Below are 26,481 nucleotides of genomic sequence, written 5' to 3' on the forward strand. Positions count from 1 at the left end.
CACGAGTTGCTGCACCCCCGTGCGCGGAAAAGCATGGGGAGGTGAGCTATCTGCGCTTCCCCCACCTCAGCGGCGACCTGCTGTGCTTCGTGGCCGAGGACGACCTGTGGCTGGCCCCTCTCGACGCCCCGGGACGGGCCTGGCGGCTCACGGCGGACCGCACGAAGGCCGGGCACCCCCGGTTCTCGCCCGACGGCCGCCGTATCGCGTACACGACCTGGCGCAGTCTCGTGCCCGAGATCCACCTCGTGGGCGTCGACGGCGGCCCCGCGCGGCAGCTGACGTACTGGGGCAGCACCGACACGCAGGTCTGCGGATGGACACCCCCCGAAGGAGAAGGCGACGCCGACATCCTGGCCGTCGCCTCCCACGGCGAACCCTTCTCCTACTACACCTGGGCCTACAAGGTGTCCCCCGACGGCGACCCCGGCCGCAAGCTGCCCTGGGGTCCGGTCGCCGACATCCAGGTCGCCGACATCGACGGACAGCACAAGACCCTGCTGCTCACCGGCACCCCGCCGCACGAACCGGCCTCCTGGAAGCGCTACCGCGGCGGCGCCATGGGCCGCCTCTGGCTGCACGGGCAACGTCTCCTGCCCGACCTCGGCGGCCATCTGGCCTGCCCCATGTTCGTCGCCGGCCGGATCGCCTTCCTCTCCGACCACGAGGGCGTCGGCAACCTCTACTCCTGCGCCCACGACGGCACCGACCTGCGCCGCCACACCGACCACGACGCCTTCTACGCCCGGCACGCCGCCGGCGACGGCAGCCGGGTGGTCTACCAGTGCGCCGGCGACCTGTGGCTGGTGGACGACCTCTCCCCGGACGCCGTACCGCGCAAGCTGGACATCCGCCTCAGCGGGCCGGCCACCGGGCGCCGCCGGTACCAGGTGCCGGCCGCGCAGCACGTCGACGGCATCTCCGTGGACGACACCGGCCGGGCCAGCGCCGTCGTCGTACGCGGCAGCCTGTACTGGCTCACCCACCGCGACGGCCCCGCCCGTACGATCACCGACACGCCCGGGGTGCGGGTACGGCTGCCGGAGATGCTGGGCACGACCGGCCAGGTGGCGTATGTGACGGACGCGGAGGGCGAGGACGCCGTCGAGATCGCCCAGCTCCCCCGCGCCACCGGCGACCGCACGCCCCGCCGGCTCGCCTCCGGCGCACTGGGCCGGGTCCTGGAGATGGTCTGCGACCCCTCGGGCGAACGGCTGGCGATCGCTTCACACGACGGGCGGCTGCTGCTGATCGATGCGGGGGAGGGGGAGGGTGGCGGGGCGGTCGAGGTGGGAGAAGGCGGCGGGGGTGCCGGGGAGGCAGAGGGCGCCGGGGCGGGGGAGGAAGCAGAGGGCCGGGACGAGGCCACAGAGGGCGGCGGGGGTGCCGAGGAAGCAGAGGGCGGTGAGGACGTCGAGGGGGCCGAGGAGACGGAGGGTCGCGGTCAAGGCGGCGGGAGCAGCGAGGAGGGCGCCGGGGCTGCGGCGAGTGCCGATGTACAGGCGACCGGAAGCGAAGCAGACGCCGGCGAACAAGGGACCGGGACCGCAGCAGACGCCGACGCGCAGGGGACCGGGACCGCAACTGCCGCCGCAGAGCAGGGCACCGGACCCGGGCAAGCCGCCGGAGGCCCGGTCACCGAGTTGATCCGTTCCGTCAACGGCCCCGTCCGCGACCTCGCCTTCTCGCCGGACGGCGCCTGGCTCGCCTGGTCCCACCCGGGCATCGGCCGCTCCCTGCGCCAGATCAAGCTGGCCCGCATCAAGGACCGGCTGATCGTGGACGTGACCAACGGCCGTTTCGAGGACGAGAACCCCGTCTTCACCCGCGACGGCCGCTATCTCGCCTTCCTCTCCTGGCGCGGCTTCGACCCGGTCTACGACGTCCACACCGGCGACCTGTCCTTCCCGCTCGGCTGCCGCCCGTACCTCGTCCCGCTGAACTCGGCGACCCCCTCCCCCTTCGCCCTCAACCCCGAGGGCCGTCCGGCTGCCGGCGGGCTCGACCCGGTCGAGGACGAGGAGACGGGCGAGGCCGGCACGGTGACCGTGGAGGTGGAGGGCCTGGCGATGCGGGTCACACCGTTCCCGGTCATCGCCTCCAAGTACTCCGCGCTGTACCCGGTCGCCGGCGGCGGCCTGGTCTGGCTGCGCTGGCCGATCTCCGGCGCGCTCGGCGAGACGTTCGCCAACCCCTCCGACATCAGCGGCCGCCCGACCCTGGAGTACTTCAACATCACCAAGGCGAAGAAGTCCGAACTCGTCGACGACCTGGACTGGTTCACGGTCAGCGGCGACGGCACCCGCCTGGTCGTCGTCGACGAGGGCGAACTGCGCGCGGTCCCCGCCACGGAGCTCGGCGACAGCGACACGACCGTCTGGATCGACCTGCGCCGCCTCCTCCATGCGGCCGACCCGCCCGCCGAGTGGCGTCAGGCCTACGACGAGGCGGGACGGATCATCCGCGCCTACTTCTGGGACCCGGGCATGAGCGGCGTCGACTGGGACGCGGTGCTGGACCAGTACCGGCCGCTCGTCGAACGGGTCGCCTCCCCCGACGAGTTCGCCGATCTGCTGCGGGAGGTCCTCGGCGAACTGGGCACCTCGCACGCCTACGTCACCGCCGCCCGCCGCAACGAGGGCCCGCCCCACTACCAGCGCTGGCAGGGCCTCCTCGGCGCCAACTTCGTGCACCGGGAAGAGGGCTGGATCGTCAAACGCATCCTGCCCGGCGACTCCTCCGACTCCAAGGCCCGCTCACCGCTGGCCGGCACGGGCATCCGCGAGGGCGCCGTCCTCACCCACGTCGACGGCCGCCCGGTGAATCCCGTGACAGGGCCGTATCCGCTCCTCGCCGGCTCCGGGGGTACGACCGTGGAGCTGACGTTCGCCCCGCCTCAGGGGCAGCCGGGCCGGGCCCGCCGGGTCGCCGTCGTCCCGCTGATCGACGAACGGCCGCTGCGCTACCAGGACTGGGTGGCCAAACGCCGGGAGGTCGTCCGGGAATTGAGCGGCGGCAAGTGCGGCTACCTGCACATCCCCGACATGGGCGGTTCCGGCTGGGCCCAGTTCAACCGCGACCTGCGCATGGAGGTGTCCCGGCCGGCCCTGATCGTGGACGTGCGCGGCAACGCGGGAGGGCACATCAGCGAACTCGTCATCGAGAAGCTGACCCGGACGATCCTGGGCTGGGACCTGACCAGGGACGCACAGCCGGTGTCGTACACCTCGAACGCGCCGAGGGGCCCGGTCGTGGCCCTTGCCGACGAGGCGACCTCCTCCGACGGCGACATGATCACGGCCGCCTTCAAGCTGCTGAAGCTCGGCCCGGTGGTCGGGCAGCGCACCTGGGGCGGCGTGGTCGGCATGACCGGCCGCCACCGGCTGGGCGACGGCACGGTCATCACGGTGCCGATGAACGCGGCCTGGTTCGACGCCTACGGCTGGTCCGTGGAGAACCACGGCGTCGCCCCCGATCTGGAGATCCTGCGCACCCCCCTGGACTGGGCGGAGGGCCGCCACGCCCAGCTCGACGACGCGGTCCAGCTCGCCCTGGAACTCCTGGAGTCCAACCCGGCGGCCGTCCCCCCCGACTACAGCGAGGTCCCCGACCGCTCCCGCCCCAAGCTGCCGCCACGCCATTAGCCTTTCGACGCACGCCATTAGCCTTTCGACGAGGGGGAAACCGCCCCGCAAACACACGCAGGGCGCCCTCCACGAAGAAGGGCGCCCCACGCCGAACCGGCCGGAGCCGAGCGCAGCGACTACGCGTCGTAGTCCCGGTCGAAGCGGTCTTCCATCTCCGCTTCCGTGTCCTCGATGTCACGCATGTTCTCGCGACCGCGCTGGGTCTGCTGGCCACGCTGGGGCTGCTGCTGGCCGCGCTGAGGCTGCTGGCCACGCTGGGGCTGCTGCTGGCCGGCCCGCTCACGGGCCTCACCGAGCTTCTGCTTGCCCTGTTCCTGCCACTCGTTGGCCTTGTCCTTCATACCCATGTGGGTTCACTCCCGTGGTGGGTGAGGTGTGGGGAATCGGCCCCTCGGTGGGGCCTCACCCAGATTCACACGGCCGACCACGGTGTGCATGTGGATCAGTCACGGTGGGTAGCGCGCGCCGCTTCGTCCGCCGCCCCACCTGCACCGACGAGCCCCGAGCGCATCCCCTGCAGACGCGGCGCGAACCGCTTCATCTCGCGCTGCCCGACCGTCCCGATGAGCGTCGGCAGATACCCGCGCACGCCCTGCATGCCACGCAGCCACCACTGCCCGTACACATGCGCCGAGCGCCGCTCGATCCCGGCGACGAGCCGGTCCACCGCCGGCCCCAGCGGGTACGTCTTGTTGGACGGCCACGGCAGCCGCTGCCTCAACTCCCGCATGACGTCGTCCTGGTCGGCGCCGCGCACCATGTCGGTGTCGGTCCAGGACAGGTAGCCGACGCCGACGCGCACGCCCTGGTGGCCGACCTCGGCGCGCAGACTGTGCGCGTACGCCTCCACACCCGACTTGGACGCGCAGTACGCCGTCATCATCGGCGCCGGGGTGATCGCGGCGAGCGAGGCGATCTGCAGCAGATAGCCCCGGCTCTCCACGAGCACCGGCAGGAACGCCCGCGCGGTCACCGCCGAGCCGATCAGGTTGACCTCGATCACGCGCCGCCACGCCTGCGGATCGGAGTCGGCGAACGGACCGCCCGTCGCCACACCGGCGTTGGCCACCACGATGTCGACCTTCCCGAACCGCGCCTTCACCTCCTGCGCGACCCGGCTCATCGTCTCGTGGTCGGTGACGTCGGCATACCAGTGGGCGCTGTCGCTGTGCAGGCGCGAGGAGACCTCCTTGAGCGCCTCCTCCTCCAGCCCGACCAGCGCGACCTTCGCGCCGCGCGCGGAGAGCTTGCGCGCCAGGAGCTCACCGACTCCGCGCGCCGCTCCGGTGACGACCGCGACCTGTCCTTCGAGGCTGACCCTGCTCATGCGCCCTCCTTGATCTGCGCCGGGGTGGAACGGTGCTCGCCGCGCTCACCGGGTTCGTCCTCGGGGTCGGTCCCGCTGACGGTGACGTACGTGGTGACGAGTTCCCGGATCCTGCCGGTCACCAGGTCGGGAGCCTCGATGGGGGTCATGTGGCCGACGCCGGCCAGTTCGGTGAGGCCGGCGCAGTGCGGCAGCGCCGCGACCAGCGCACGGGCGTGCACGAGGGGCGTGAGCCGGTCGGACGCGCCGTGCACCACCGCGGTGGGCGCGTGCAACTCCCGTACGCCGTGGTCGAGATCGAGCGCCTCCAGCACGGAGGCCCAGGCGTGGCGCACGGCGCGCGGGCAGGCGTGCACGATCCGCGCGCACGCCTCCACCATGTGCGGGGCGGAACCGGCACCCATGGTGGCGTACTTGAGGATGCTCTTCGCGACCGGCGTGACCGGTCCGAGCGGGGCGCGCGAGCCGAGCACGCGCCCCGTGATCCAGGTCCGCACACGCCCGGCGCGCAACGGCACCACACGCGACTCCGCGACCAGCCGCGAGCTGCCGGTGCTGCACAGCAGGACGGCGGCGGCGTGCTCCCGGAACCGGGGCCGCGCGGCTGCGGCCATGACCGTCATGCCGCCCATGGAGTGGCCGACGATCAGCGCCTTCTCCCCGCGCGCGAGCGTCTGCGCGAGCACCGCTTCCAGGTCGTCCGCCAGCGCGTGGGTCGTGCACGCCGGGCTTGCGGGACTACGCCCGTGCCCTCTCTGGTCGTACGCGATCACCCGGTGGTCGGTCGCCAGGTCCCGTATCTGCGCCGCCCAGAAGGCGGTCGAGCAGGTCCAGCCGTGGGAGAGGACAACGGGGGGCGCGTCGTCGGGGCCGTGCACCTCGACGTGCAGCCGCGCGCCGTCGGCGGAGACGACGGTGAGTTCACGAGAGGGGACCGGCGGGGCGTAGGGGCCGGAGGTGACGGAGGTGAGGGGGGTGCGGCGACTCATGCGACGGCCTCGCTCTGCTTCCCGGGCACTGCTGCCGGCTTGCGGATGACCTCGTACTCCCCCAGGTCCACCCGCCGGGTCGCACGGCGGAACTCGGTCGTCGTACCGGGCCAGATGGTGGTGTTGCGGCCGCTCGCGTCCAGGTACCAGCTGGTGCAGCCGCCGGTGTTCCACACGGTGCGCTTCATGCGCTCCTGGACCGTGCGGTTCCAGTCCTCGACGGCCGCGGGCCGGGCGTCGAGGGCCGTACGGCCTCCCCCCGTGCCTTGAGGGCCTGCGGGGAACCCCAGGACGTCCAGTTGGCGCAGATAGTCGGCCATGTAGTTCAGCTGGGACTCGATCATGAGGATCATGGAGGAGTTCCCGAGGCCGGTGTTGGGCCCGATGATCGTCATCCAGTTCGGGAATCCGGCGGCCGCGGCGCCGCGCAGCGCCTGCATGCCGTTCTTCCAGGACTCCGCGAGCGTGATGCCCTCGGCCCCGATCACCCGCTCGGCGATCGGCATGTCCGTGACGCGGAAGCCCGTACCGAAGATGATCGCGTCGACCTCGGCCTCGGTGCCGTCGGCCGCGACGACGGTGGAGCCGCGGATCTCACTGAGCCCGCTGGCGACGACGTCCACATTCGGCTTGGCCAGCGCCGGGTAGTACGTGCTGGACAGCAGGATCCGCTTGCAGCCGATGCGGTAGTCGGGGGTGAGCTTGGCGCGCAGGGCCGGGTCCTTGATGGCACGGGCCATGTTGCGCTTGGCGAGCCTCTCGACGAGTCCGAGCTCGTCGGGATGCTTGGTGAACGCCTGGACCTGCAGCTCACGGATGCCCCACAGCAGGCCGCGCCTGAGCTGGGTGGTGAAGGGGACCGACCGGTGCAGCAGGCGCTCGGCGCCGCTGATGGCGCGGTCGACTCGGGGCATGACCCAGGGCGGGGTGCGCTGGAAGAGGGTGAGCCGGCCGACCTGCGGCTGGATGGACGGCACGATCTGGATGGCGGAGGCACCGGTGCCGACCATGGCGACGCGCTTGCCGCGCAGATCATAGTCGTGGTCCCAGCGGGCGGAGTGGAACACCTTGCCCGGGAAGGTCTCCAGGCCCGGGATCTCCGGGATCTTCGGGTCGGACAGCGGCCCGGTGGCGGAGACGACGACATCGGCGGTGAGCGTCCCGCGCGCGGTCTCGATCTCCCACCGCAGCTGCTCGCCGTCCCACCTCATCAGCTTGACCTCGGAGTCGAAGCGGATGTGCGGGCGCAGCCCGTAGAGGTCGGTGACGTGCTCCAGGTAGGCGCGGATGTGCTGCTGTCCGGAGAAGGTGCGCGGCCAGTCGGGGTTGGGGGCGAAGGAGAAGGAGTAGAGGTGGGAGGGCACGTCGCAGGCGCACCCGGGGTAGCTGTTGTCCCGCCAGGTGCCGCCGACGCCGTCCGCCCGCTCCAGGACGGTGAAGTCGGTGATTCCTTCGCGGCGCAGCCGCACGGCGGCCCCCAGCCCGCCGAATCCGGACCCGATCACCGCCACCCGTACATGCTCGTGCTCGGCCATCCCGGAGCCTCCACGCATCGCCTCGGACTCTGCCAGTGAACACTGGCGCAATGGGACTGTAGAGCAGCTCCGTACCGAGCGGTAGGGGGCGCGGGAAGGAAGTTACCGGCGGTACACCATAGGCTGCGGACGTGGCAGAGGACGCAGAACACCAGGGAGCCGGGCACGAGTACCGCATGGAGGAGCTGGCGCGCCTGGCCGGCATCACCGTGCGCACCCTGCGCTTCTACCGCGAGCGCAAGCTGATCCCCCCACCCCGGCGCGAGGGCCGCATAGCCTGGTACGACGACCACCACCTGGCCCGTCTGCGCACCATCGCGGCCCTGCTGGAACGCGGCCACACACTGAACGGCATCGCGGAACTCGCGGAGGCCCTCGACCAGGGCCGGAACGTCGCCGACCTGCTCGGCGTCGGCACCCCGAGCGAGGAGGAGCCGGTCCGCCTCACCCCCGAGGAACTCGCCGCCCGCTTCGAGGGCGAGGTCACCCCCGAGAACCTCGCCGCCGCCCTGGAGCTGGGTTACCTCGGCACCGACGGCGACGAGATCGTCCACATCAGCCGCCGCCTGCTGGACGTCTCCTCCGCACTGGTCCGCGAGGGCATCCCGCTCGGCGAGGTGCTCACGGCCGCCGCCCGTGTCCGCGAACACGCCGATGCCCTGGCCGAACTCTTCACCGACCTGATCCTCCGCCACGCCCCCAGAGAGGACCTGCACCGCCTGCGTCCCCTTGCCCGCAGCGTGGTGGAGGCAGAACTGTCCCTGGCCCTGGACCGCCGGCTCGCCAAGGAGACGGGCGCGCACGACATGTGAACGCGCCCCGGCGCATGGCCGGCGGCCGCGCGCCTACAGGTCGTAGACGACCGTCACCGGCGCGTGGTCGGACCAGCGCTCGGCGTGGGTGGCAGCGCGCTCGACAAAGCCCTTGACGGCCTTGCCGGCGAGACGGGGCGTGGCCACGTGATAGTCGATGCGCCATCCTGCATCGTTGTCGAAGGCCCGCCCCCGGTACGACCACCAGGTGTACGGCCCCTCGACATCCGGGTGCAAGGCCCGTACGACGTCGACGTAGCCGCCCTCCTCGGCGGCGAGCACCCGGCCGAGCCACTCCCGCTCTTCGGGCAGGAAGCCGGAGTTCTTGGTGTTGCCGCGCCAGTTCTTGAGGTCGGCCTGCTGGTGGGCGATGTTCCAGTCGCCGCACACGACCACCTCGCGGCCGTCGGCGGCGGTCCGCTCGCGCAGCTCCTTGAGGTGGCCGAGGAACTCGCCCATGAAGCGGACCTTCTCGTCCTGCCGCTCGGTGCCGACCTCACCGGAGGGCAGATAGAGGGAGGCGACGGTGACGCCGGGCAGGTCGGCCTCGACGTAGCGGCCGCTGCCGTCGAACTCGGCGGAGCCGAAACCGACGCGGACACGGTCGGGCTCACGCCGGGTGTAGAGGGAGACGCCGGCGCGGCCCTTGGCGGCTGCCGGAGCGTGCACGACGTGCCAGCCGTCGGGCTGCCGCACCTCCTCGGGCAGCTGATGCGGCTCGGCGCGCACCTCCTGCAGGCAGACGACGTCCGCGGAGGTCTGCGCGAGCCACTCCACGAAGCCCTTCTTGGCGGCGGCTCGCAGCCCGTTCACGTTCACCGAGGTCACAGTCAGCACCAGGGCACGATACCGGCACACTGGTCGGGGCCCGGAAAACGTCCAGCACCCCGACCCTCGCATAGAAGTACGATGCCCAGCATGAATATACGTCGTGTTCGTTTCGATCACCCCGACGCCGTCAAACTCAACGACGAGGTCCAGGCCGAGTACGCCGAGCGCTACGGCGACGACGGCGACGCCACCGTCCTCGACACGGCGGACTTCGACCCGCCCCACGGCGTCTTTCTGATCGCGTACGACGAGTTCGACCGCCCCGTGGCCACCGGCGGCTGGCGCAGCCGGGACCGCAACGAGGAGGGCAACCTGGACGGCGACGCCGAGCTGAAGCGGATGTTCGTCATAGCGGAGATGCGCGGCCGGGGCCTGGCCCGCCGGATCCTGGCGGAGCTGGAGGAGGGCGCCCGCATGGCCGACCGCGTCCGCATGGTCCTGGAGACGGGCTCCAAGCAGCCGGAGGCCATCGCCCTGTACACGTCCAGCGGCTACGAGCCGTGCGCCAAGTTCGGCTACTACCGTCACCACGAGGAGAGCCGCTGCTTCGCCAAGCGGCTGTGAAGACGATGAAGCCCCGGTCGACTTACGTCGACCGGGGCTTCACGCTGCGTGGACCTGAGGGGATTTGAACCCCTGGCCCCCTCGATGCGAACGAGGTGCGCTACCGGACTGCGCCACAGGCCCTTGCAACGAGTGAAACTTTAGCATCCCGATCGGGGTGCTTGGAAATCCGCTCCCTGACTGGTCAGCACGCCTTCCCGAGGTGTGGCGGCCGTCACTCGTTGGCCGCGCGCGGACGGTCGCCGTCCTCGTACTGATCGAAGAGGGGCGTGCCGCCACGCTCGCGCGCGCGGCGCGCGGAGGCCGCGCGGCGCGCGTCGCTGCGACCGTCGGCGGGCTTGCCCTCGGCCGCGGGCGCCGGCTCGGCCGCTGCGGCCTGCGGCGCGTGACCCGTCTCGTACTCCGGAGCGACCGAGCTGGAGCGCGCCGAACTCCAGGTGCCGGGCGCCCCCAGGTCCACGTCGGACGTGGCGCGCGGGGCGACGGGCGCGGTCACATACGTCGGCAGGGGCACCGGCACCGGGTCCCAGCTGTCCCCGCCGGGCCGCCGCTGCCGCTCGCGCTGCTGGTCCACCCACTCGGCATGGTCCGTCTGCTCGACCAGGGCGCGCCGGTCCGCGGCGAGCGCGGCGAGCCCGGTGTCCGTCTCGACCTGAGGGGCCTCCTCCGTTTCGTCCGCGGCGGCACCCGCCTCGACGGGTGCGCGCCGACGCGGCTGACGCTCGCGCTCCCGCAGCCGCTGGGCGGCGTCCTCGGCGCGCCGGCGGTCCATCTGGTAGGCGAAGCGGCGGCGTTCCTGGGAGCGCAGGTATGCGATGTACGCGCTGAGCAGCACGGCCGGTACGGCCGGCGCCCACAGGAAGGTGAGCCCGCCGACGGCGGCGACGATGGCGCCGAAGGTGAAGGCGAGGAAGAGCACCACCGTGGTGCGCCGGCGGCGCGCGAGGACCTTCGAGCGCTGGGCGCGCGCTGCGGCCGCCTGCGCCGAGGGCGCACGCCGCGCCGACGGCACTCGCTTCTGCGCCGGCACGGAGCCGGACGCGGGCGCGGTGCTGGTCGCGGACGCGATACCGGAGGGGGCCATGGCGCCGGAGGGTGGCACGGCGTCAGGCGCGGGCGCGGGTTTCGGCGCCGGTCCGGCGGCCTGCTCGCGTGCCGGGTCCGCCTTCCCGGGCGCGTCGAGTTCGGCGTCGGCATGCACGTGACGGCGGGTCGGAGGCATGGCGAAGGCCCGGACGTCCACCGAGTCGGTGACGGCGTCCGGATCGGTGTCCGGCTCCCCCTCCTGGGTGGAGCGCGCCCGCAGGTCCTTGGCGTACCGGCGCTCCATTCCCGCCCGTCCGGACAGCAGCCGGATGGCGGTGCTGAAGCGTTCCGTCGGACGGGCCTCGTTCAGCTCGTCCTGCCTACGGAGCCACATCGGCACCAAGTAGGCGGCCCAGGCCCCGACAATGACTGCGTAGATGAGGCCGCTGCTGCTCACGTCTCACACCGTAGAGGGGTTTGCATGAGGCCATCTGCCAATTGGGCCGGTGTGTCGCACGATCTGGCTGATATTTCCAGCTTCTTTTGCGACCGATGCGATCAGCGGACCGCCTCAGGACCGAATTCAATGCTCCGAGGCGGTCAACATCCGATCTATTTCGAACATGTATTCAATTTCCCGTGCTCTGGGGTTTCTGCCGCACCTGCTGGGAGCGTGCCCGCTGCCACCGCGCGAGCAACCCGTCGGGCACCTCTTCCGCGGTGAGCGCGAACACCAGATGGTCGCGCCAGGCCCCGTCGATGTGCAGATAACGCGGCCGGAGCCCCTCCTCACGGAATCCGAGTTTCTCCACGACCCGGCGGCTGGGCCGGTTCTCGGGGCGAATGCAGACCTCGATGCGGTGCAGTCCGACCGCGCGGAAACAGTGGTCCACCACGAGCGCGACGGCCGTCGGCATCACGCCGCGTCCGGCCACGGCCTCGTCCACCCAGTAGCCGATGTGCCCCGAGCACATCGATCCCCAGGTGATCCCGGCGACCGTCAGCTGCCCGACGAGCCGCCCCTGGTACTCGATGACGAACGGCAGCATCCGGCCCGCGTTGGCCTCGGAGCGCAGGTGCCGGACCATCTGGCGGTAGGTCGGCCGGTGCGTGATCGGCCCGCTCGGCGTGGGCGGCGGAATGGTCGCCTCCCAGGGGCGCAGCCAGTCGCGGTTGCGCCGGTTCACCTCGCGCCAGGCCCGCTGGTCGCGCAGCTTTATCGGGCGGAGGACGACATCGCCGTCCACCAGCACGACGGGCCAGGAAAGGCTGTTCAGCTCGCACCCCCGCTGTTGGGTCTGGGGTGGTCGCCGCCGCGGATCTGGTCGACGGCGTGGACCAGCAGGGGTTCCAGCACGGCGAGGCCGTCCTTCACCCCGCCCGTGGAGCCCGGCAGATTGACGATCAGGGTCCGTCCCGCCACCCCGGCCAGGCCCCGGGAGAGCGCCGCGGCGGGAATCTTCTCCCGTCCGAACGCCCGGATGGCCTCCGCGATGCCCGGCACCTCGTGGTCGATCACCGCGCGGGTCGCCTCGGGCGTGCGGTCGGTGGGCGAGATCCCGGTACCGCCGGTGGTGACGATGACGTCGTACCCGGCGTCGGCTCCCGCGCGCAGGGCCGCCTGCACGGGATCGCCGTCGGGGACGACCTGCGGCCCGTCGACGTCGAAGCCGAAGCGCTTGAGGCCGTCCGCGATCAGGGGGCCGCCCCTGTCCTCGTAGACACCCGCGGCAGCCCTGTTCGAGGCGGTGACCACCAGAGCGCGGTAGGTCATGCCCGGCTCCAGTCGCCCGATTTGCCGCCCGTCTTCTCCTCCACCCGTACGTCCGTGATGACCGCTCCCTTGTCGACCGCCTTGACCATGTCGATCACGGTGAGGGCGGCGACCGTCACGGCGGTGAGGGCCTCCATCTCGACGCCCGTGCGGTCCGTCGTCTTCACGGTGGCCTGGATCTGCACGGCGTCGTCCGCGACCGACAGATCCAGTTTCACACCGGACACCGACAACGGGTGGCACAGCGGGATCAGATCCGGGGTGCGCTTGGCGCCCATGATGCCTGCGATACGCGCGGTGGCGAGTGCGTCCCCCTTGGGCATCCCCTCGCCGCGCAGCAGCTCGACCACGCGGGGTGAGACGAGGACGCGGCCGCTGGCGCGGGCGGTGCGCGCGGTCACGTCCTTCTCGGATACGTCGACCATGCGGGCCGCGCCCGCCTCGTCGATGTGCGTCAGTCCGTCCTGCGTACTCATGCTGTGTGCCGCTCCCGGTCCGGGCCCGTCACAGTGCGGTGCACGGGCCTGCTGTGCGCGACACGGTACCGCCAACCAGCAGGGCTCAGCCGAGCAGGACCACCTCCACCTCGGCGCCGGGCTCGACGGACTCCGTGTCCTCGGGCACGACGATCAGCGCGTCGGCGTGCGCCAGCGCGGCGATCAGGTGCGAGCCGGTGCCGCCCACGGGGGTCACTTCGCCGTCACCGTAGGCACCGCGCAGGAACTGCCGGCGCCCCTGGGGCGAGTGCAGCGCCTTGTCCGCCTTCAGGGTGGCGCGGACACGGGGCCGGTGCACGTCCGTGAGGCCCATCAGGGCGCGGATGGCGGGACGGACGAACAGCTCGAAGGAGACGTACGACGACACGGGGTTGCCCGGCAGGGCCAGCAGCGGTGTGTGGTCGGGGCCGATGGAGCCGAAGCCCTGGGGCTTGCCGGGCTGCATGGCGAGCTTGCGGAACTCCACGCCGCTGCCCGCCTCGTCCTCGTCACCGGCGTACGACAGCGCCTCCTTGACCACGTCGTACGCCCCCACGCTCACGCCGCCCGTGGTCACCAGCAGGTCGGCGCGGACGAGCTGGTCCTCGATGGTGGAGCGGAGGGTGTCGGCGTCGTCGGCGACGGCGCCCACCCGGTAGGCGATGGCGCCGGCGTCCCGCGCGGCCGCGGTCAGGGCGAAGCTGTTGGAGTCGTAGATCTGGCCGCCGGCCAGTTCCTCGCCGGGCTGGACGAGTTCGCTGCCGGTGGACACGACGACCACGCGCGGGCGCGGGCGCACGCGTACCGTCCCGCGGCCGATCGCGGCCAGCAGCGCGATCTGCGGCGGGCCGAGGATCGTGCCGGCCTCCAGGGCGCGGTCGCCGGCCTTCACGTCGCTGCCCTTGGCGCGCACGTGCGCGCGTGCCTCGGCGGGGCGGTGCACGCGCACGTGCCCCTCGGCGCCCTCGGGGGCGAGGCTGCGCGCCCGCATGCCGTTCACCGGGCCCTCGCCGAGTCCGCCGTCGGTCCACTCCACCGGGACGACGGCCTCGGCGCCGGGCGGCAGCGGAGCGCCGGTCATGATGCGGGCGGCCTGGCCGGGGCCGACCCGGACCGGGTCGGCCGCGCCTGCCGCGACGTCACCGACGACCTCCAGGACGGCCGGGAACTCCTCGCCGGCGCCGGCGACGTCCGCGACCCGCACCGCGTACCCGTCCATGGAGCTGTTGTCGAACGGCGGCAGGGACACCGGCACCGTGACATCGTCGACCAGGACGCAGCCCTGGGCGTCGAGCAGTTGCAGCTCGATGGGTTCGAGGGGGCGGACCGTCGAGAGGATGTCCTCCAGGTGGTCGTCCACCGACCACAGCTGGTCCGGGCCGGCGGGGTGGGTCGCGGCGCTGCTCAAGACTGCTGCATCTCCTCGGCTACGTAACTGCGAAGCCAGGTCCGGAAGTCCGGGCCCAGGTCTTCACGTTCGCACGCGAGTCTGACAATGGCACGCAGATAGTCGCCCCGGTCGCCGGTGTCGTAGCGGCGGCCCTTGAAGACGACACCGTGCACCGGGCCGCCGGTCTTCTCGTCCGTCGCGAGCTGCTGGAGCGCGTCGGTGAGCTGGATCTCGCCGCCGCGGCCCGGCTCGGTCCTGCGCAGCACGTCGAAGACGTGCGGGTCGAGGACGTAACGGCCGATGACCGCGTAGTTCGACGGGGCGTCCGCCGTGTCCGGCTTCTCGACCAGACCGGTGACCCGCACGACGTCACCGTCGGCGGTCGCCTCCACGGCCGCGCAGCCGTAGAGGTGGATCTGCTCGGGCGCGACCTCCATCAGGGCGATCACGCTGCCCCCGTGCTGCTCCTGGACCTCGATCATGCGCTGCAGGAGCGGGTCGCGCGGGTCGATCAGGTCGTCACCCAGGAGCACCGCGAAGGGCTCGTGGCCGACGTGCGGCGCGGCGCACAGCACCGCGTGGCCCAGCCCCCTGGGGTCTCCCTGGCGCACGTAGTGCATGGTCGCCAGGTCGCTGGACTCCTGCACCTTCGCGAGCCGTTCGGCGTCACCCTTCTTGCCGAGCGCCGACTCCAGCTCGTAGTTGCGGTCGAAGTGGTCCTCCAGAGGACGCTTGTTGCGCCCCGTGATCATGAGGACGTCGTCGAGCCCCGCCGACACGGCCTCCTCGACCACGTACTGGATCGCCGGCTTGTCCACGACCGGCAGCATCTCCTTGGGAGTGGCCTTGGTCGCCGGCAGGAACCGGGTACCGAGACCTGCCGCCGGAATGACAGCCTTGCTGATCCTGGGGTGCGACTGAGTCATGCCCGCAACCTTATCCGGTGCCTTTGCAGCGTTTCTGTGGCTCCGGCTGGTTGACCCTTATATAGCTCTGCACGGGAAGGGTGCGAGGACGAGCCGTGGAAGACCAAGGACGCGTGAGCGAGCCTGACAAGCGGAGGTTGCGGCGGGAGTTCCTCTCGGTGAGGAACAGGTTGACCGACGATGACGTCCGCGAGACGGGCCGCGCGCTGGCGGAGCGTGCACTGGGACTGCCCGAGCTGGCGCATGCGCGCACGGTGGCGGCGTACGTCTCCGTGGGCAGCGAGCCCGGCACGGCGGCGCTGCTGGACGCGCTGCGCGCGCGGGGCGTGCGTGTCCTGCTCCCGGCGCTCCTGCCCGACAACGACCTGGACTGGGGTGAATACGCCGGCCCGGGCTCCCTTGCTCAGGTCCGGCACAGCGGGAAGATGGCGCTTTTCGAGCCCGCCGGCGCGCGTCTCGGTCCGGACGCCGTGACGGCCGCGGACGTGGTGCTGCTGCCCGGGCTCGCGGTGGACGCGCGCGGGATGCGCCTGGGGCGTGGTGGAGGGTCGTACGACCGCGTACTGGCCCGCCTGGAGCGCGCGGGCGTACGCCCCCGACTCGTGGTGCTCCTGTACGACACGGAGGTCGTCGCACACGTCCCGGCGGAGGCGCACGACAAGCCGGTGCACGCGGTGGTGACACCCTCCGGCGTGCACCGCTTCCCGGGCGCCTGAGCGGACCCCAAGTAGGCGAAACGGCCCTCCACGCGTGCGTGGAGGGCCGTTTTCGTACCGTGCCGTCAGCGGGTCACGGTGTGAGGACCAGTGTGTCGCTCGTGTTCTCGTCGACCGCCTTGCCCGAGAACGACCAGGGCAGCAGCTCGCCCTTGGCCCACAGGCTCGTCTGGTCGGTGTAGTGCGCGCTGAAGGCGTGCCCGGAGGCGCCGGTCAGGTTGATCCACCTGGACTTGTCGAAGTCGGCGAGGTTGACGACCATCCGCATGGACGGCACCCAGACGACGTTGTAGCCGCCGGCGGCGTTCCAGCCGGTCGCGTTCACCGTGGCCTCGCCGCCGCTGAGCTTCCAGGGGCCGCGGTTGAGGATGTACTGCAGCACCTCGGGACCTTCGGTGCCGAGCGTCTGGTTCTTCAGGAACAGGCGGTGCAGCCGCCCCCAGCTCCAGGTGTCGATGTCCTTGCCGAGCTTGGCGGTCAGCTCCCAGCGGGCGTCGATCATGGCGCGGGCGAAGAGCTGGTCCATGGTGTTCGCCGCAGGACGCGTACCGGACTTGGGGGTTTTCCACCAGTCGCTGTCCGGCTTCTCCATCAGGGTGCGCACGACCTCGAACCAGCGGTCGCCGCCGTCCGGCTGCGCCTGGTCGGCGTCGCGTTCGCCGCACTCGCGCACCTTGGTGTCGTCGTCGACCGGACCGGTGCTGTCGACCTTGTCCACCCACAGGCACTGTCCCTTGACGCGCAGCTCCTTGGGGAGCTTGTTGCCGAAGGAGAGCTTGAGGATGTTGCGCCACACGGCGTTGAAGTAGGCGGCTGCCGCGGAGTCGGCGTCCTGGGTGTAGTCCCAGCCCTCGAGCAGCTTCTGTGCATCGCGCACGTTCTTGTCGTCGAGGTTGATCTTCAGCAGCTTCGGCACCAGGAGCTTGGCGATCTCGCTGCTGTTGTCCAGCTGCATCTGCCGCATGTCGTCTGGCGAGATCTTGCCACCGTTGCGGACCTTGGACTCGATCAGGTCGGCGATGCGCTGGCTGCGGGTGCCGTAGCCCCAGTCGGTGGTGAGGGTGTACGGGTACTTGTTCTTGTCGACCACGGCCTGGTTGGCGGTGACGATGTAGCCGCGCTTGGGGTCGAACTCGTAGGGCAGCTCGTCCTGCTTGATGAAGCCGGTCCAGCGGTACTTCGAGTCCCAGCCCGGCGCCGGGACGGAGCCGTCGTCGGCGGAGGAGCGGGTGGGGATCCTACCGGGCAGCGTGTAGCCGATGTGGTTGTCGGTGTCGGCGTAGACCAGGTTCTGCGACGGCACGTCGAACAGGGCGGCCGCCTGGCGGAAGCCGCTCCAGTCCGCCGCCCTGTCGAGGGCGAAGACGGCGTCCATGGAGGTGCCCGGGTCGAGCGCGGTCCACCTCAGGGCGATGCCGTAGCCGTCGCCGCGGTCGGGGGCGGCGGTGTTGACCGTGGCCTTCTTGCCGACATCGACGAGTTCGTCGTCGCGGTCGGACAGCAGGGGCATCCCGTCCTGCGTCTGGCGCACGACGATCGTCTTGGAGGCGCCGCCGGCGACCTTGATGGTCTCCTCGCGGGTCTTGAACGGCCGGACCTTGCCGTCGTACAGGTAGCCGTTCGAGCTCACCTTCTCCAGGTAGAGGTCGGTCACGTCCACCCCGGAGTTGGTCATGCCCCAGGCGATGTTCGCGTTGTGGCCGATGATCACACCGGGCGTCCCGGCAAACGTGTAGCCGGTCACGTCGTACTGGCACTTGCTGGAGACGCTGCGGCAGTGCAGGCCCATCTGGTACCAGACGGACGGCAGCGACGGCGACAGATGCGGGTCGTTGGCGAGCAGCGGCTTCTTGTTGATCGTGTACTTCCCGGACACCACCCAGGAATTGGAGCCGATGCCCTGGCCGTTCACACCGACGGCGGTAGGAACGTCGTCCAGGACGTGGTAGAGGCCCCCCAGCTGGCTCCTGAGCGTCGATCCGCCCGCGCCCGAAGCGGAGGAGCCCGCCGAGCCTGTCGCGCCCGCAGAGGCGCCTGTGGCGCCGCGGGTGGTACCGGACGTGCCCGTCGCCCCCGTCGTGCCCGTCGTGCCGGTGCCCTGCGCGGTGCCCGTGGCGCCGCTCTGCTCGAAGGACTTGGTCAGCCGGCTGTACTGGCCCTCCTGCACGATCGGCTTGTTGCGGCTGTAGGGGTAGTCCGGGTACAGGTCCTGGATCTGCTGCGGGCCGAGGCGGCCGGCCATCAGGGCGCGGTCGATCTCGTCCTGCATGTTGCCGCGCAGGTCCCAGGCCATCGCCTTCAGCCAGGAGACGGAGTCGACCGGGGTCCAGTCGGCCGGCTTGTAGTCGTTGGTGAAGCCGAGGGCGGCGTACTCGAGGGAGATGTCCTCGCCGTCCTTGCCCTGGAGATAGGCGTTGACCCCCTTGGCGTACGCCTGGAGGTACTTCTTCGTGGCGGCCGACAGCTTGGTGTCGTACTCCCGCTTGGCGATGCGGTCCCAGCCGAGCGTGCGCAGGAACTCGTCGTTCTTGACCTGGCTCTTGCCGAACATCTCCGACAGGCGCCCGGACGTCATGTGCCGGCGCACGTCCATCTCGTAGAACCGGTCCTGCGCCTGGACGTACCCCTGCGCCATGAACAGGTCCTCGTCGGAGGTCGCGTAGATCTGCGGGATGCCGTTGCCGTCCCGCTTGACGTCGACCGGCCCGGACAGGCCCTGGAGCTTGATCGTTCCCGTGGTCTGCGGGAAGGAGGCGCGGACCGTACTGATCGACCAGTACGCCCCGTAGGCGATGCCTCCGATGATGGCCAGTACCAGGACCAGCACGATCAGTCGGGCTTTGCGCCCCTTCTTCCTGCCGGACTTGGCGGGCGCGGCACCGGTGGTGGCGGTGTCACCCGTTGTGGCGGTGGTGTTGGGGGGCATCGCTGTCCTTGCTGTCCTAACGCGAGCGGCAGGTCGGGCTGTGACTTTGAATGAGCGCTGGAGCAACCATAGGCGCAGGGCCCTGTCCGCCTTGACGCGGAGTCGGGAACCAGCGCGCACGGGCGTTCGATCTTGCCCCGCCGAGCGTCAAGAAAGCGTCAAGAGTTAGGTAAGGTAACGAAGTAACCGGAGATCTCAGGGGAGGAAACGCCGCTGACTGTTCACCACCTCAACCAGCTCCTGCTCGTCTGCTCCGTGGTCCTGCTCGTCGCCGTCGCGGCCGTGCGGGTCTCCTCCCGCAGCGGGCTCCCCAGCCTGCTCGTCTACCTGGCGATCGGCGTCCTCATGGGCCAGGACGGCATCGGCGAGATCCACTTCAACAGCGCCGCACTGACCCAGGTCATGGGGTACGCGGCGCTGGTCGTGATCCTCGCCGAGGGCGGTCTCGGCACGAAGTGGAAGGCGATCAGGCCGGTCCTGTCCTCCGCCTCCGTCCTGGCGACCGCCGGAGTCGCCGTCAGCGTGGGGGTCACCGCGGCGGGCGCGCACTATCTGGTCGGGCTGGAGTGGCGGCAGGCGCTCATCATCGGCGCGGTGGTGTCGTCGACGGACGCGGCGGCGGTCTTCTCGGTGCTGCGCAGAGTTCCCCTCCCCGCGCGCGTGACGGGCACGCTGGAGGCGGAGTCCGGCTTCAACGACGCCCCGGTGGTCATCCTGGTCGTCGCCTTCTCCACGGCCGGCCCGGTCGAGCACTGGTACGTCCTGCTGGGCAAGATAGCCCTGGAACTGGCCATCGGCGCCGCCATAGGGCTCGCTGTGGGCTGGTTCGGCTCCTGGGGGCTCAAGCACGTGGCCCTGCCCGCCTCGGGTCTCTATCCGATCGCCGTGATGGCCATCGCCGTCACCGCGTACGCCGCCGGCGCCCTGGCGCACGGCAGCGGCTTCCTGGCCGTCTACCTGGCCTCGATGGTGCTCGGGAACGCCAAGCTGCCCCACTGGCCCGCCACGCGCGGCTTCGCCGAGGGGCTCGGCTGGATCGCGCAGATCGGCATGTTCGTCGTGCTCGGCCTGCTGGTCACCCCGCACGAACTGGGCGACGACGTGTGGCCCGCCCTCGTGATCGGGCTGGTCCTGACCATGGTGGCCCGTCCCCTGAGCGTGGTGCTCAGCCTGGCGCCGTTCCGTGTGCCGTGGCAGGAGCAGACGCTGATGTCGTGGGCGGGACTGCGCGGTGCCGTGCCCATCATCCTGGCGACGATCCCGATGGTGAACGGCGTCGCCGGCAGCCGCCGCATCTTCAACATCGTCTTCGTGCTGGTCGTGGTCTACACCCTCGTCCAGGGGCCGACGCTGCCGTGGCTGGCGCGCACCCTGCGCCTGGGCGAGCAGGGCGAGGCCTCCGACCTGGGGATCGAGTCGGCACCCCTGGAGCGGCTGCGCGGGCACCTGCTGTCCGTCTCGATCCCGGAGGGCTCCCGGATGCACGGCGTGGAGGTCAGCGAGCTGCGCCTGCCGCCCGGGGCCGCGGTCACGCTCGTCGTCCGCGAAGAAGAATCGTTCGTTCCGCTGCCCACCACCGTGCTGCGCCGGGGCGACGAGTTGCTCGTCGTCGCCACCGACCCGGTGCGCGACGCGGCGGAACGACGCCTGCGCGCGGTCGCCCACGGCGGCAAGCTGGCGGGCTGGCTGGGCACGAACGGGGCGGGCAGCTTGCGTTAAGGGCGCGTTTCGGACAGTTCACGCCCCATGAAATCCCAGGCGGCCCGTTTCGTGGTGCTCGTTTTCACAGCCGTGGGCGGCGATGATCCCTGTAGCATGAAGGCGCACCCTGATCGAACCAACTCTGCCTGACGCAGAGCTGGCGCGACCGTATGGCGGCCGGGTCCCCCCACCCGCAGTGGGCGCCGGTATCTACCGCAGTCCGCGCAAGAGGACAGCTCTCGGCACCCGGGCCCACACGGCCCGCGCTACCAGGCGGCAGAAAGGCACGGGCCGTGGGATCCACGGTCACCACCACCGAACCGGAGAAGACCTCGCCGGCCTCGTCCCGCCCGGGATACGGACAGCTGCTGCGCACCCGCGGCGCCTGGACCTTCCTGCTCCCCGGTTTCGCGGCGCGCCAGCCGTTCGCGATGCTCACCCTCTCCATCGTGCTGCTCGTGCAGCACACCACCGGCTCGTACGGCGCCGCGGGCGCCACCGCCGCCGTCACCGGTGTCTCGATGGCGCTGTTCGCGCCGTACAGCGGCCGCCTCGCCGACCGCTACGGCCAGCGCGCCGTGCTGATCCCCGGCGTCCTCGTGCACACGCTGGCGGGCCTGTCCCTGACGGCGCTGGCGCTGGCGCACGCGCCCCTGTGGGCGCTGTTTGCGGCCGCCGTCCCGACGGGCGCCTCGGTACCGCAGGTCGGCCCCATGGTGCGTGCGCGCTGGGGCGTGAAGCTGCAGGGCTCACCCCTGATGACCACCGCGGCGGCGTTCGAGTCGGTCACGGACGAGCTGACCTTCGTCTTCGGTCCGCTGCTGGCGACCGCTCTGTGCACCACCGTGGCACCGGCCGCGGGCCTGGTCACGGAGGGTGCGCTGACCCTCGTCGGCGGGCTGCTGTTCGCCGCGCAGAAGGGCACGCAGCCACCGGTGAACGGTGAGAGCGGACACGCGCGCGTGGAGCACGCCTCCGCCCTGCGCGTGCCCGGTGTGCGCGTGCTGGTCGTGACCTTCCTCGGTATCGGGTCCGTCTTCGGCGGCATGCAGGTCTCGCTGGCGGCGTTCACCGAGTCGATCGGCGAGCCCGGCCTGAACGGCGTCCTGTACGGCGTCTTCGCCGCCGGAAACATGCTGTCCGGCATCGTGTGCGGCGCGATCGCCTGGAAGGCCGCCCCCCAGCGGCGCCTGGTGATCGGCTACGCGGCGCTCGCGATCGTCGCGTCCGCCCTGTGGACGGCGCACTCGGTGCTGCTGCTCGCCGGGCTCGGCCTGCTGGTCGGCATGTGCATCGCGCCGGCGCTGATCACCGGCTACACGCTGGTCGAGGGCCTGGTCCCGGCCGGCGGCCGCACGGAGGCCTTCACCTGGCTGACCGGCGCGGTCGCGCTCGGTCAGGCGGCCGCCGTCACGGTCGCCGGACAGCTGGAGGACCGGCTGTGGGGCGGCGCGGGATTCCTGGTGCCGATGGCCGGCACCGTGCTCGCGCTGGCGACCCTGCTGGCGCTGCGATCGCGGCTGGTCGCGCGGCAGCAGAACCGGACCGTCGCACGTGGCGTCGGTCACCGCGTGCCGGTCACGGTGGACTGATCCCCGGGAATACGTCACTATGGATCGTCGTTAGCACTCATCGAGTGAGAGTGCCAGGAGGAAGACAGTGCCGACCTACCAGTACCAGTGCACCGAGTGCGGCGAGGGCCTTGAGGCGGTGCAGAAGTTCACCGATGACGCCCTGACCGAGTGCCCCAGCTGCAGTGGCCGCCTGAAGAAGGTGTTCTCTGCGGTCGGCATCGTCTTCAAGGGCTCCGGCTTCTACCGCAACGACTCCCGCGGCTCCACGTCGAGCAGCAGCCCGGCGTCGAAGGCGTCGAGCTCCGGCACGTCTTCGTCCGACTCGAAGTCGTCCGCGTCGTCCACGTCCTCCTCGACGTCGTCCGCGGCCGGCTCCGCCAGCAGCTCGGCCGCCTGACATCTCTTCCCCGGACCCTGCCGTCGTACGACGGCAGGGTCTTCGGCACTGGCCGGCACCGGCTCCCCAGCGGTTTCGGCGCCCGCTAGTGTGCTGGTCATGGCGAACGCAGAGATCGGCGTAATCGGCGGCTCGGGTTTCTACTCGTTCCTCGACGACGTGACCGAAGTCCAGGTGGACACCCCTTACGGGCCGCCCAGTGACTCCCTCTTCCTCGGCGAGATCGCCGGCCGGCGGGTCGCCTTCCTGCCCCGGCACGGCCGCGGCCACCATCTGCCGCCGCACCGCATCAACTACCGCGCCAACCTGTGGGCGCTGCGCTCCGTCGGCGTACGGCAGGTTCTCGGCCCCTGCGCGGTGGGCGGCCTGCAGCCGGAGTACGGCCCCGGCACCCTGCTCGTCCCGGACCAGTTCGTGGACCGTACGAAGTCCCGGGTGCAGACGTACTTCGACGGGTTGCCGCTGCCCGGCGGCACCGTGCCGAACGTCGTGCACGTGTCCATGGCCGACCCCTACTGCCCCACCGGACGGGCCGTCGCGCTGAAGGCCGCCCGGGGGCGGGACTGGGAGCCGGTGGACGGCGGCACGCTGGTCGTGGTCGAGGGGCCGCGCTTCTCCACGCGTGCCGAATCGTTGTGGCACCAGGCGCAGGGCTGGTCGGTCGTGGGCATGACCGGTCACCCGGAAGCGGCGCTCGCCCGGGAACTGGAACTGTGCTACACGTCGCTGACCCTGGTCACCGACCTGGACGCCGGCGCCGAGACCGGCGAGGGCGTCTCGCACGAAGAGGTGCTGCGGGTGTTCGCGGCCAACGTGGACCGGCTGCGCGGCGTGCTGTTCGACGCGGTGGCGGCACTGCCGGAGACCGCGGCGCGGGACTGCCTGTGCATGAACGCGCTCGGCGGAATGGATCCTGGCTTCGAGCTGCCGTAGGGCACGCGGGCAACCGAGCGGACTTCCCCGTCCGGGTGAGCGGGTTATCCACAATCCGTCTGTGATCCACCGGCTCCGGCGGGATTCGGCACGAGGCCTCATCGTGGCCTCGCAAGCCGAATTCCTCGTCGCAGGCGGTGATTCCCATGCCCCGGTCCTCGTCCTCCCCGTATGCGTCCTCGTCTCCTCCCCCCTTCCCGCCTCCTCTCCGGCTCCCGCATCCGCTGGGCACGGACGCCCCGGCGACCTGTGAGATCCCGCAGTTCCCTCCGGTGCGCGTGCGCGGCGGGCGGTATCAGCTGCAGCGGCTCGTACGGCACCGCAGGCGGGCCATCGCTGCCGGTCTCGCGGTGACCGCGGCCGCACTCGTCGCCGCAGGGCCGCGCGACGGGGCCGGACCGCACCGCGCGGAACAGGCCCCCGGTCACCGGGTCACCGAACCCGTACGCCGGCACGCGGTGGTGGACGTGGTGACGGCGCCGGTGCGGATCGCCGACGCGGCCACGGTCCGGCTTCTGCGCCCCGGTGACCGTGTCGACGTCATCGCCGCCGGGGACCCGTCGGCCGGGGGCGGCGCCCGGGTGCTCGCGCGCGGTGTGCGGGTGACCAGGGTGCCCGAGCCCCTGGAGGGCGGAGCGGAGAGCGGGGCGCTGGTCGTGCTGTCCGTGCCGCGCACCACGGCGGCACGGCTCGTCGGCGCGAGCGCGACGGCGCGGCTGGCGGTGACGCTGTGCTGAACCGGCTCCGACAGTTCCTGGGCGGCTTGCTGTCACGCTGCTCGATCAAGCGACCGCACTGGACAGAATGGCCTCCCCGTGCCGTAGGTTGCGGAGCGTTTCGTTCCACACCCTGTGCACACGAGGAGAGTCCCCTAGGTGAGTGCGAAGCAGGAACCGAGCGTCTGGCACGGCTTCAAGGCCTTCCTCATGCGCGGCAACGTCGTCGACCTGGCCGTGGCCGTGGTGATCGGTGCGGCCTTCTCGAACATCGTCAACTCAGTGGTGAAGGGGATCATCAACCCGCTGGTCGGCGCGATCGGGACGCAGAACCTGGACAACTACAGCTCGTGCCTGAGCGCCTCGTGCAAAGGGACGCACGGCATCCGGCTGATGTGGGGCTCTGTTCTCGGTGCCACGCTGACCTTCCTGATCACCGCGACGGTGGTGTACTTCCTGATGGTCCTGCCGATGTCGAAGTACCTGGCCCGGCAGGCGGCCCGCAAGGCGGCGCGGGAGGGCACGAAGGAGGTCATCGAGGTGACCGAGCTGGAGGTGCTCAAGGAGATCCGCGACGCGCTGGTCGCACAGCGTGGACCGGGGCGCGACGAGCGCTAGGGGCGCTGCTGCGGACGGCTCAGAGGTGGTGGGGCGGCTTCTCGTCGAGGAAGCGCTTCAGGTCGGCGGCGCTGTCGCCGTCCGTGCGCTCGCCCCAGCCGCGATCGGTGTCGTCCGAGGACTGCTGGTCCAGCGGGTCGTCGAAGACCAGCGAGGGCTTCGGGTCGCGGGGCTCGGATCCGGGGGCGGTGCGCATGCCCCAAGGGTACGGCCCCGGTCCACGCGCCCGCGCGCGTCCGGCACCGCCGGCAGGAGCCGCTTGTGAATGCGTTCACTGTCTGCCGGTGCCTCTGCAAGGCCGTCCGCCCGCTTTTCTGGTGTGCTGAGAGACATGACGTCGAGTTCCGCTCCGGCGCCCGCCCCCTCGGGCGCACCACAGTCCTCCGGACCACTGCGACGGCTCACCGCGCGCGGGCGTGACGAGGCGCACCGGGTCTCCTCGCCGCTGGAGCTCTTCTTCGACCTGTGCTTCGTCGTGGCGATCGCTCAGGCGGGTGTGCAACTGGTGCATGCCGTCGCCGAAGGGCACGCGGGCGGGGGAATCCTCAACTACGCCATGCAGTTCTTCGCCATCTGGTGGGCGTGGATGAACTTCACCTGGTTCGCCTCGGCGTACGACAACGACGACGCGCTCTACCGGGTCGTCACCCTGGTGCAGATCGCCGGCGTGCTGGTGCTGGCGGCCGGCATCTCCCGGGCCTTCCAGCAGCACGACTACCTGGTGGTCTGGCTCGGCTACGCGATCATGCGGCTGGCGATGGCCACGCAATGGCTGAGAGCCGCGAGATCGTCTGAGGGCGCGGAGAGAGCCATGGCGTTGCGGTACGCGTGCGGCGTGCTGCTGTGCCAGATCGGCTGGCTCGGACTGGTGCTGCTGCCCGGACCCGCACGGCCCTGGGTGTTCCTCGTGATGGCGGTCGCGGAGATGTGCGTGCCGCTGTTCGCCGAGAAGGGGCACGGCACCTCCTGGCACCCGCACCACATCGCCGAACGGTACGGGCTGTTCACCATCATCGTGCTCGGCGAGACGATCTCCGCGGCGACCGTCGCCGTGAAGTCGGCCGTGGACGAGCACCATGCGCTGGGCGCGTTGCTGCCGGCCGCTGCGGGCGGTCTCCTGATCGTCTTTTCCGCGTGGTGGATCTACTTCGTGGTGCCCATCCACGGTCACCTGCGCTCCAACAAGCAGGCGTTCCTCTGGGGCTACGGGCACTACCTGATCTTCGCCTCGGCCGCGGCGATCGGCGCGGGCCTGGAGGTGGCCGTGGAACACGCGGCCGGCAAGACCCACATCTCCGCCCTGGCCGCGTCTGCTGCCGTCACGCTGCCCACGGCGCTGTATCTGCTGACCGTGTGGGCGCTTCACTCGAGGCATTTCAAGGTGGGTATCACCCAGCAGCTGGTCCTGCCGGTCACGGCGCTGCTGGTGATCTGCTGCACCTTCCTGGGCGAATGGGCGGTGCTCGCGGCGGGGCTCGTGTCGTCGGCCGCGGTGGCGACCGGGGTGACGCTGACGGCACGCATGGTCCGTCGGGGGCGTGCGGCGAACACCACCGCTCCGGCGGGCTGAGCTCTCCTTGCAGGTGCCGCGGCAGGCGAGACT

General features: G+C 71.1%; 24 protein-coding genes and 1 tRNA gene. 11 read left to right on the plus strand and 14 right to left on the minus strand.

What is annotated here, in order from left to right:
- Positions 1 to 41 precede the first annotated feature (41 nt).
- Entirely contained in the window at positions 42 to 3,644 is a 3,603-nt protein-coding gene (locus tag ACZ41I_RS30395) for a S41 family peptidase (RefSeq protein ID WP_468515555.1), read from the plus strand.
- A gap of 119 nt (positions 3,645 to 3,763) precedes the next feature.
- Here the strand turns inward: ACZ41I_RS30395 and ACZ41I_RS30400 are convergent, their stop codons facing one another.
- The 4 genes from ACZ41I_RS30400 to ACZ41I_RS30415 all read right to left on the minus strand — a co-directional run bounded on the left by ACZ41I_RS30400 (position 3,764) and on the right by ACZ41I_RS30415 (position 7,498).
- A complete protein-coding gene (locus ACZ41I_RS30400; RefSeq protein WP_468515556.1) occupies positions 3,764 to 3,994 on the minus strand; it encodes a hypothetical protein in 231 nt (76 codons plus the stop codon).
- Between the two features lie 95 nt (positions 3,995 to 4,089).
- Positions 4,090 to 4,974: an SDR family oxidoreductase gene (locus tag ACZ41I_RS30405; RefSeq protein ID WP_468515557.1), complete on the minus strand. Its 885-nt coding sequence runs from the start codon at positions 4,972 to 4,974 to the stop codon at positions 4,090 to 4,092.
- The gene (locus ACZ41I_RS30410) at positions 4,971 to 5,963 is read right to left on the minus strand and encodes an alpha/beta fold hydrolase (RefSeq protein WP_468515558.1); all 993 of its coding nucleotides are present in this window, start codon (positions 5,961 to 5,963) and stop codon (positions 4,971 to 4,973) included. The genes ACZ41I_RS30405 and ACZ41I_RS30410 overlap by 4 nt, the downstream gene beginning before the upstream one ends.
- Entirely contained in the window at positions 5,960 to 7,498 is a 1,539-nt protein-coding gene (locus tag ACZ41I_RS30415; protein WP_399774244.1) for a flavin-containing monooxygenase, read from the minus strand. The genes ACZ41I_RS30410 and ACZ41I_RS30415 overlap by 4 nt, the downstream gene beginning before the upstream one ends.
- A 176-nt stretch (positions 7,499 to 7,674) precedes the next feature.
- Here ACZ41I_RS30415 and ACZ41I_RS30420 point away from each other — a divergent pair, with 176 nt between their 5' ends.
- Positions 7,675 to 8,310 (plus strand): MerR family transcriptional regulator, encoded by a 636-nt coding sequence (locus ACZ41I_RS30420; protein ID WP_468515605.1) that lies wholly within the window; start codon positions 7,675 to 7,677, stop codon positions 8,308 to 8,310.
- A gap of 33 nt (positions 8,311 to 8,343) precedes the next feature.
- Here ACZ41I_RS30420 and ACZ41I_RS30425 read toward each other — a convergent pair whose 3' ends face one another.
- Complete coding sequence (locus tag ACZ41I_RS30425; protein ID WP_468515559.1) at positions 8,344 to 9,147, minus strand: exodeoxyribonuclease III; 804 nt, start codon at positions 9,145 to 9,147, stop codon at positions 8,344 to 8,346.
- 81 nt (positions 9,148 to 9,228) lie between these two features.
- Here ACZ41I_RS30425 and ACZ41I_RS30430 point away from each other — a divergent pair, with 81 nt between their 5' ends.
- Positions 9,229 to 9,705, plus strand: coding sequence for a GNAT family N-acetyltransferase (locus ACZ41I_RS30430; protein WP_468515560.1), 477 nt, complete (start codon positions 9,229 to 9,231; stop codon positions 9,703 to 9,705).
- Positions 9,706 to 9,754: 49 nt separating this feature from the next.
- Here the strand turns inward: ACZ41I_RS30430 and ACZ41I_RS30435 are convergent.
- The 7 genes from ACZ41I_RS30435 to galU form a co-directional block, all read right to left on the minus strand.
- A tRNA-Ala gene (locus tag ACZ41I_RS30435) sits at positions 9,755 to 9,828 on the minus strand.
- Between the two features lie 91 nt (positions 9,829 to 9,919).
- Complete coding sequence (sepX, locus tag ACZ41I_RS30440) at positions 9,920 to 11,188, minus strand: divisome protein SepX/GlpR (RefSeq protein WP_468515561.1); 1,269 nt, start codon at positions 11,186 to 11,188, stop codon at positions 9,920 to 9,922.
- 172 nt (positions 11,189 to 11,360) lie between these two features.
- Positions 11,361 to 11,984 (minus strand): GNAT family N-acetyltransferase, encoded by a 624-nt coding sequence (locus tag ACZ41I_RS30445; protein ID WP_399774253.1) that lies wholly within the window; start codon positions 11,982 to 11,984, stop codon positions 11,361 to 11,363.
- Between the two features lie 20 nt (positions 11,985 to 12,004).
- Positions 12,005 to 12,505 carry a MogA/MoaB family molybdenum cofactor biosynthesis protein gene (locus ACZ41I_RS30450; RefSeq protein WP_468515562.1) on the minus strand — a complete coding sequence of 167 codons (501 nt, stop codon included), beginning with the start codon at positions 12,503 to 12,505 and terminating at the stop codon, positions 12,005 to 12,007.
- Entirely contained in the window at positions 12,502 to 12,981 is a 480-nt protein-coding gene (gene moaC / locus ACZ41I_RS30455; RefSeq protein ID WP_468515563.1) for a cyclic pyranopterin monophosphate synthase MoaC, read from the minus strand. Before moaC ends, ACZ41I_RS30450 begins: the two co-directional genes overlap by 4 nt.
- Before the next feature lie 85 nt (positions 12,982 to 13,066).
- Complete coding sequence (gene glp, locus ACZ41I_RS30460) at positions 13,067 to 14,389, minus strand: molybdotransferase-like divisome protein Glp (protein ID WP_399774263.1); 1,323 nt, start codon at positions 14,387 to 14,389, stop codon at positions 13,067 to 13,069.
- The gene (gene galU, locus ACZ41I_RS30465) at positions 14,386 to 15,297 is read right to left on the minus strand and encodes a UTP--glucose-1-phosphate uridylyltransferase GalU (RefSeq protein ID WP_468515564.1); all 912 of its coding nucleotides are present in this window, start codon (positions 15,295 to 15,297) and stop codon (positions 14,386 to 14,388) included. The genes glp and galU overlap by 4 nt, the downstream gene beginning before the upstream one ends.
- A 137-nt stretch (positions 15,298 to 15,434) precedes the next feature.
- Here galU and ACZ41I_RS30470 point away from each other — a divergent pair, with 137 nt between their 5' ends.
- Positions 15,435 to 16,013 carry a 5-formyltetrahydrofolate cyclo-ligase gene (locus tag ACZ41I_RS30470; protein WP_399776375.1) on the plus strand — a complete coding sequence of 193 codons (579 nt, stop codon included), beginning with the start codon at positions 15,435 to 15,437 and terminating at the stop codon, positions 16,011 to 16,013.
- A 73-nt stretch (positions 16,014 to 16,086) separates the two neighbouring features.
- On the opposite strand, the gene ACZ41I_RS30475 is transcribed toward ACZ41I_RS30470, so the two are convergent.
- Positions 16,087 to 18,939, minus strand: a complete 2,853-nt coding sequence (locus tag ACZ41I_RS30475; protein WP_468515565.1) for a penicillin acylase family protein — start codon at positions 18,937 to 18,939, stop codon at positions 16,087 to 16,089.
- A gap of 192 nt (positions 18,940 to 19,131) precedes the next feature.
- On the opposite strand from ACZ41I_RS30475, the gene ACZ41I_RS30480 reads away from it, so the two are divergent.
- The 6 genes from ACZ41I_RS30480 to mscL all read left to right on the plus strand — a co-directional run bounded on the left by ACZ41I_RS30480 (position 19,132) and on the right by mscL (position 24,878).
- On the plus strand, positions 19,132 to 20,658 hold the full coding sequence (locus ACZ41I_RS30480) for a potassium/proton antiporter (RefSeq protein WP_363215319.1): 1,527 nt from the start codon (positions 19,132 to 19,134) through the stop codon (positions 20,656 to 20,658).
- A 275-nt stretch (positions 20,659 to 20,933) separates the two neighbouring features.
- Positions 20,934 to 22,232, plus strand: a complete 1,299-nt coding sequence (locus ACZ41I_RS30485; protein ID WP_399776362.1) for an MFS transporter — start codon at positions 20,934 to 20,936, stop codon at positions 22,230 to 22,232.
- A 67-nt stretch (positions 22,233 to 22,299) separates the two neighbouring features.
- The gene (locus tag ACZ41I_RS30490; protein WP_363215260.1) at positions 22,300 to 22,611 is read left to right on the plus strand and encodes an FmdB family zinc ribbon protein; all 312 of its coding nucleotides are present in this window, start codon (positions 22,300 to 22,302) and stop codon (positions 22,609 to 22,611) included.
- A 99-nt stretch (positions 22,612 to 22,710) separates the two neighbouring features.
- Entirely contained in the window at positions 22,711 to 23,544 is an 834-nt protein-coding gene (locus tag ACZ41I_RS30495) for an S-methyl-5'-thioadenosine phosphorylase (protein ID WP_363215261.1), read from the plus strand.
- A gap of 146 nt (positions 23,545 to 23,690) precedes the next feature.
- The gene (locus ACZ41I_RS30500; protein WP_363215262.1) at positions 23,691 to 24,281 is read left to right on the plus strand and encodes a CpaB family protein; all 591 of its coding nucleotides are present in this window, start codon (positions 23,691 to 23,693) and stop codon (positions 24,279 to 24,281) included.
- 138 nt (positions 24,282 to 24,419) lie between these two features.
- Entirely contained in the window at positions 24,420 to 24,878 is a 459-nt protein-coding gene (gene mscL / locus ACZ41I_RS30505; protein WP_363215263.1) for a large conductance mechanosensitive channel protein MscL, read from the plus strand.
- A 19-nt stretch (positions 24,879 to 24,897) separates the two neighbouring features.
- On the opposite strand, the gene ACZ41I_RS30510 is transcribed toward mscL, so the two are convergent.
- Positions 24,898 to 25,074 (minus strand): hypothetical protein, encoded by a 177-nt coding sequence (locus ACZ41I_RS30510; protein WP_399776356.1) that lies wholly within the window; start codon positions 25,072 to 25,074, stop codon positions 24,898 to 24,900.
- A gap of 135 nt (positions 25,075 to 25,209) precedes the next feature.
- Between ACZ41I_RS30510 and ACZ41I_RS30515 the strand changes: the two genes are divergently transcribed.
- Positions 25,210 to 26,448: a low temperature requirement protein A gene (locus ACZ41I_RS30515; protein WP_468515566.1), complete on the plus strand. Its 1,239-nt coding sequence runs from the start codon at positions 25,210 to 25,212 to the stop codon at positions 26,446 to 26,448.
- The last annotated feature ends 33 nt before the right edge of the window (positions 26,449 to 26,481 follow it).

This window comes from Streptomyces sp. NPDC030799, assembly GCF_055572255.1.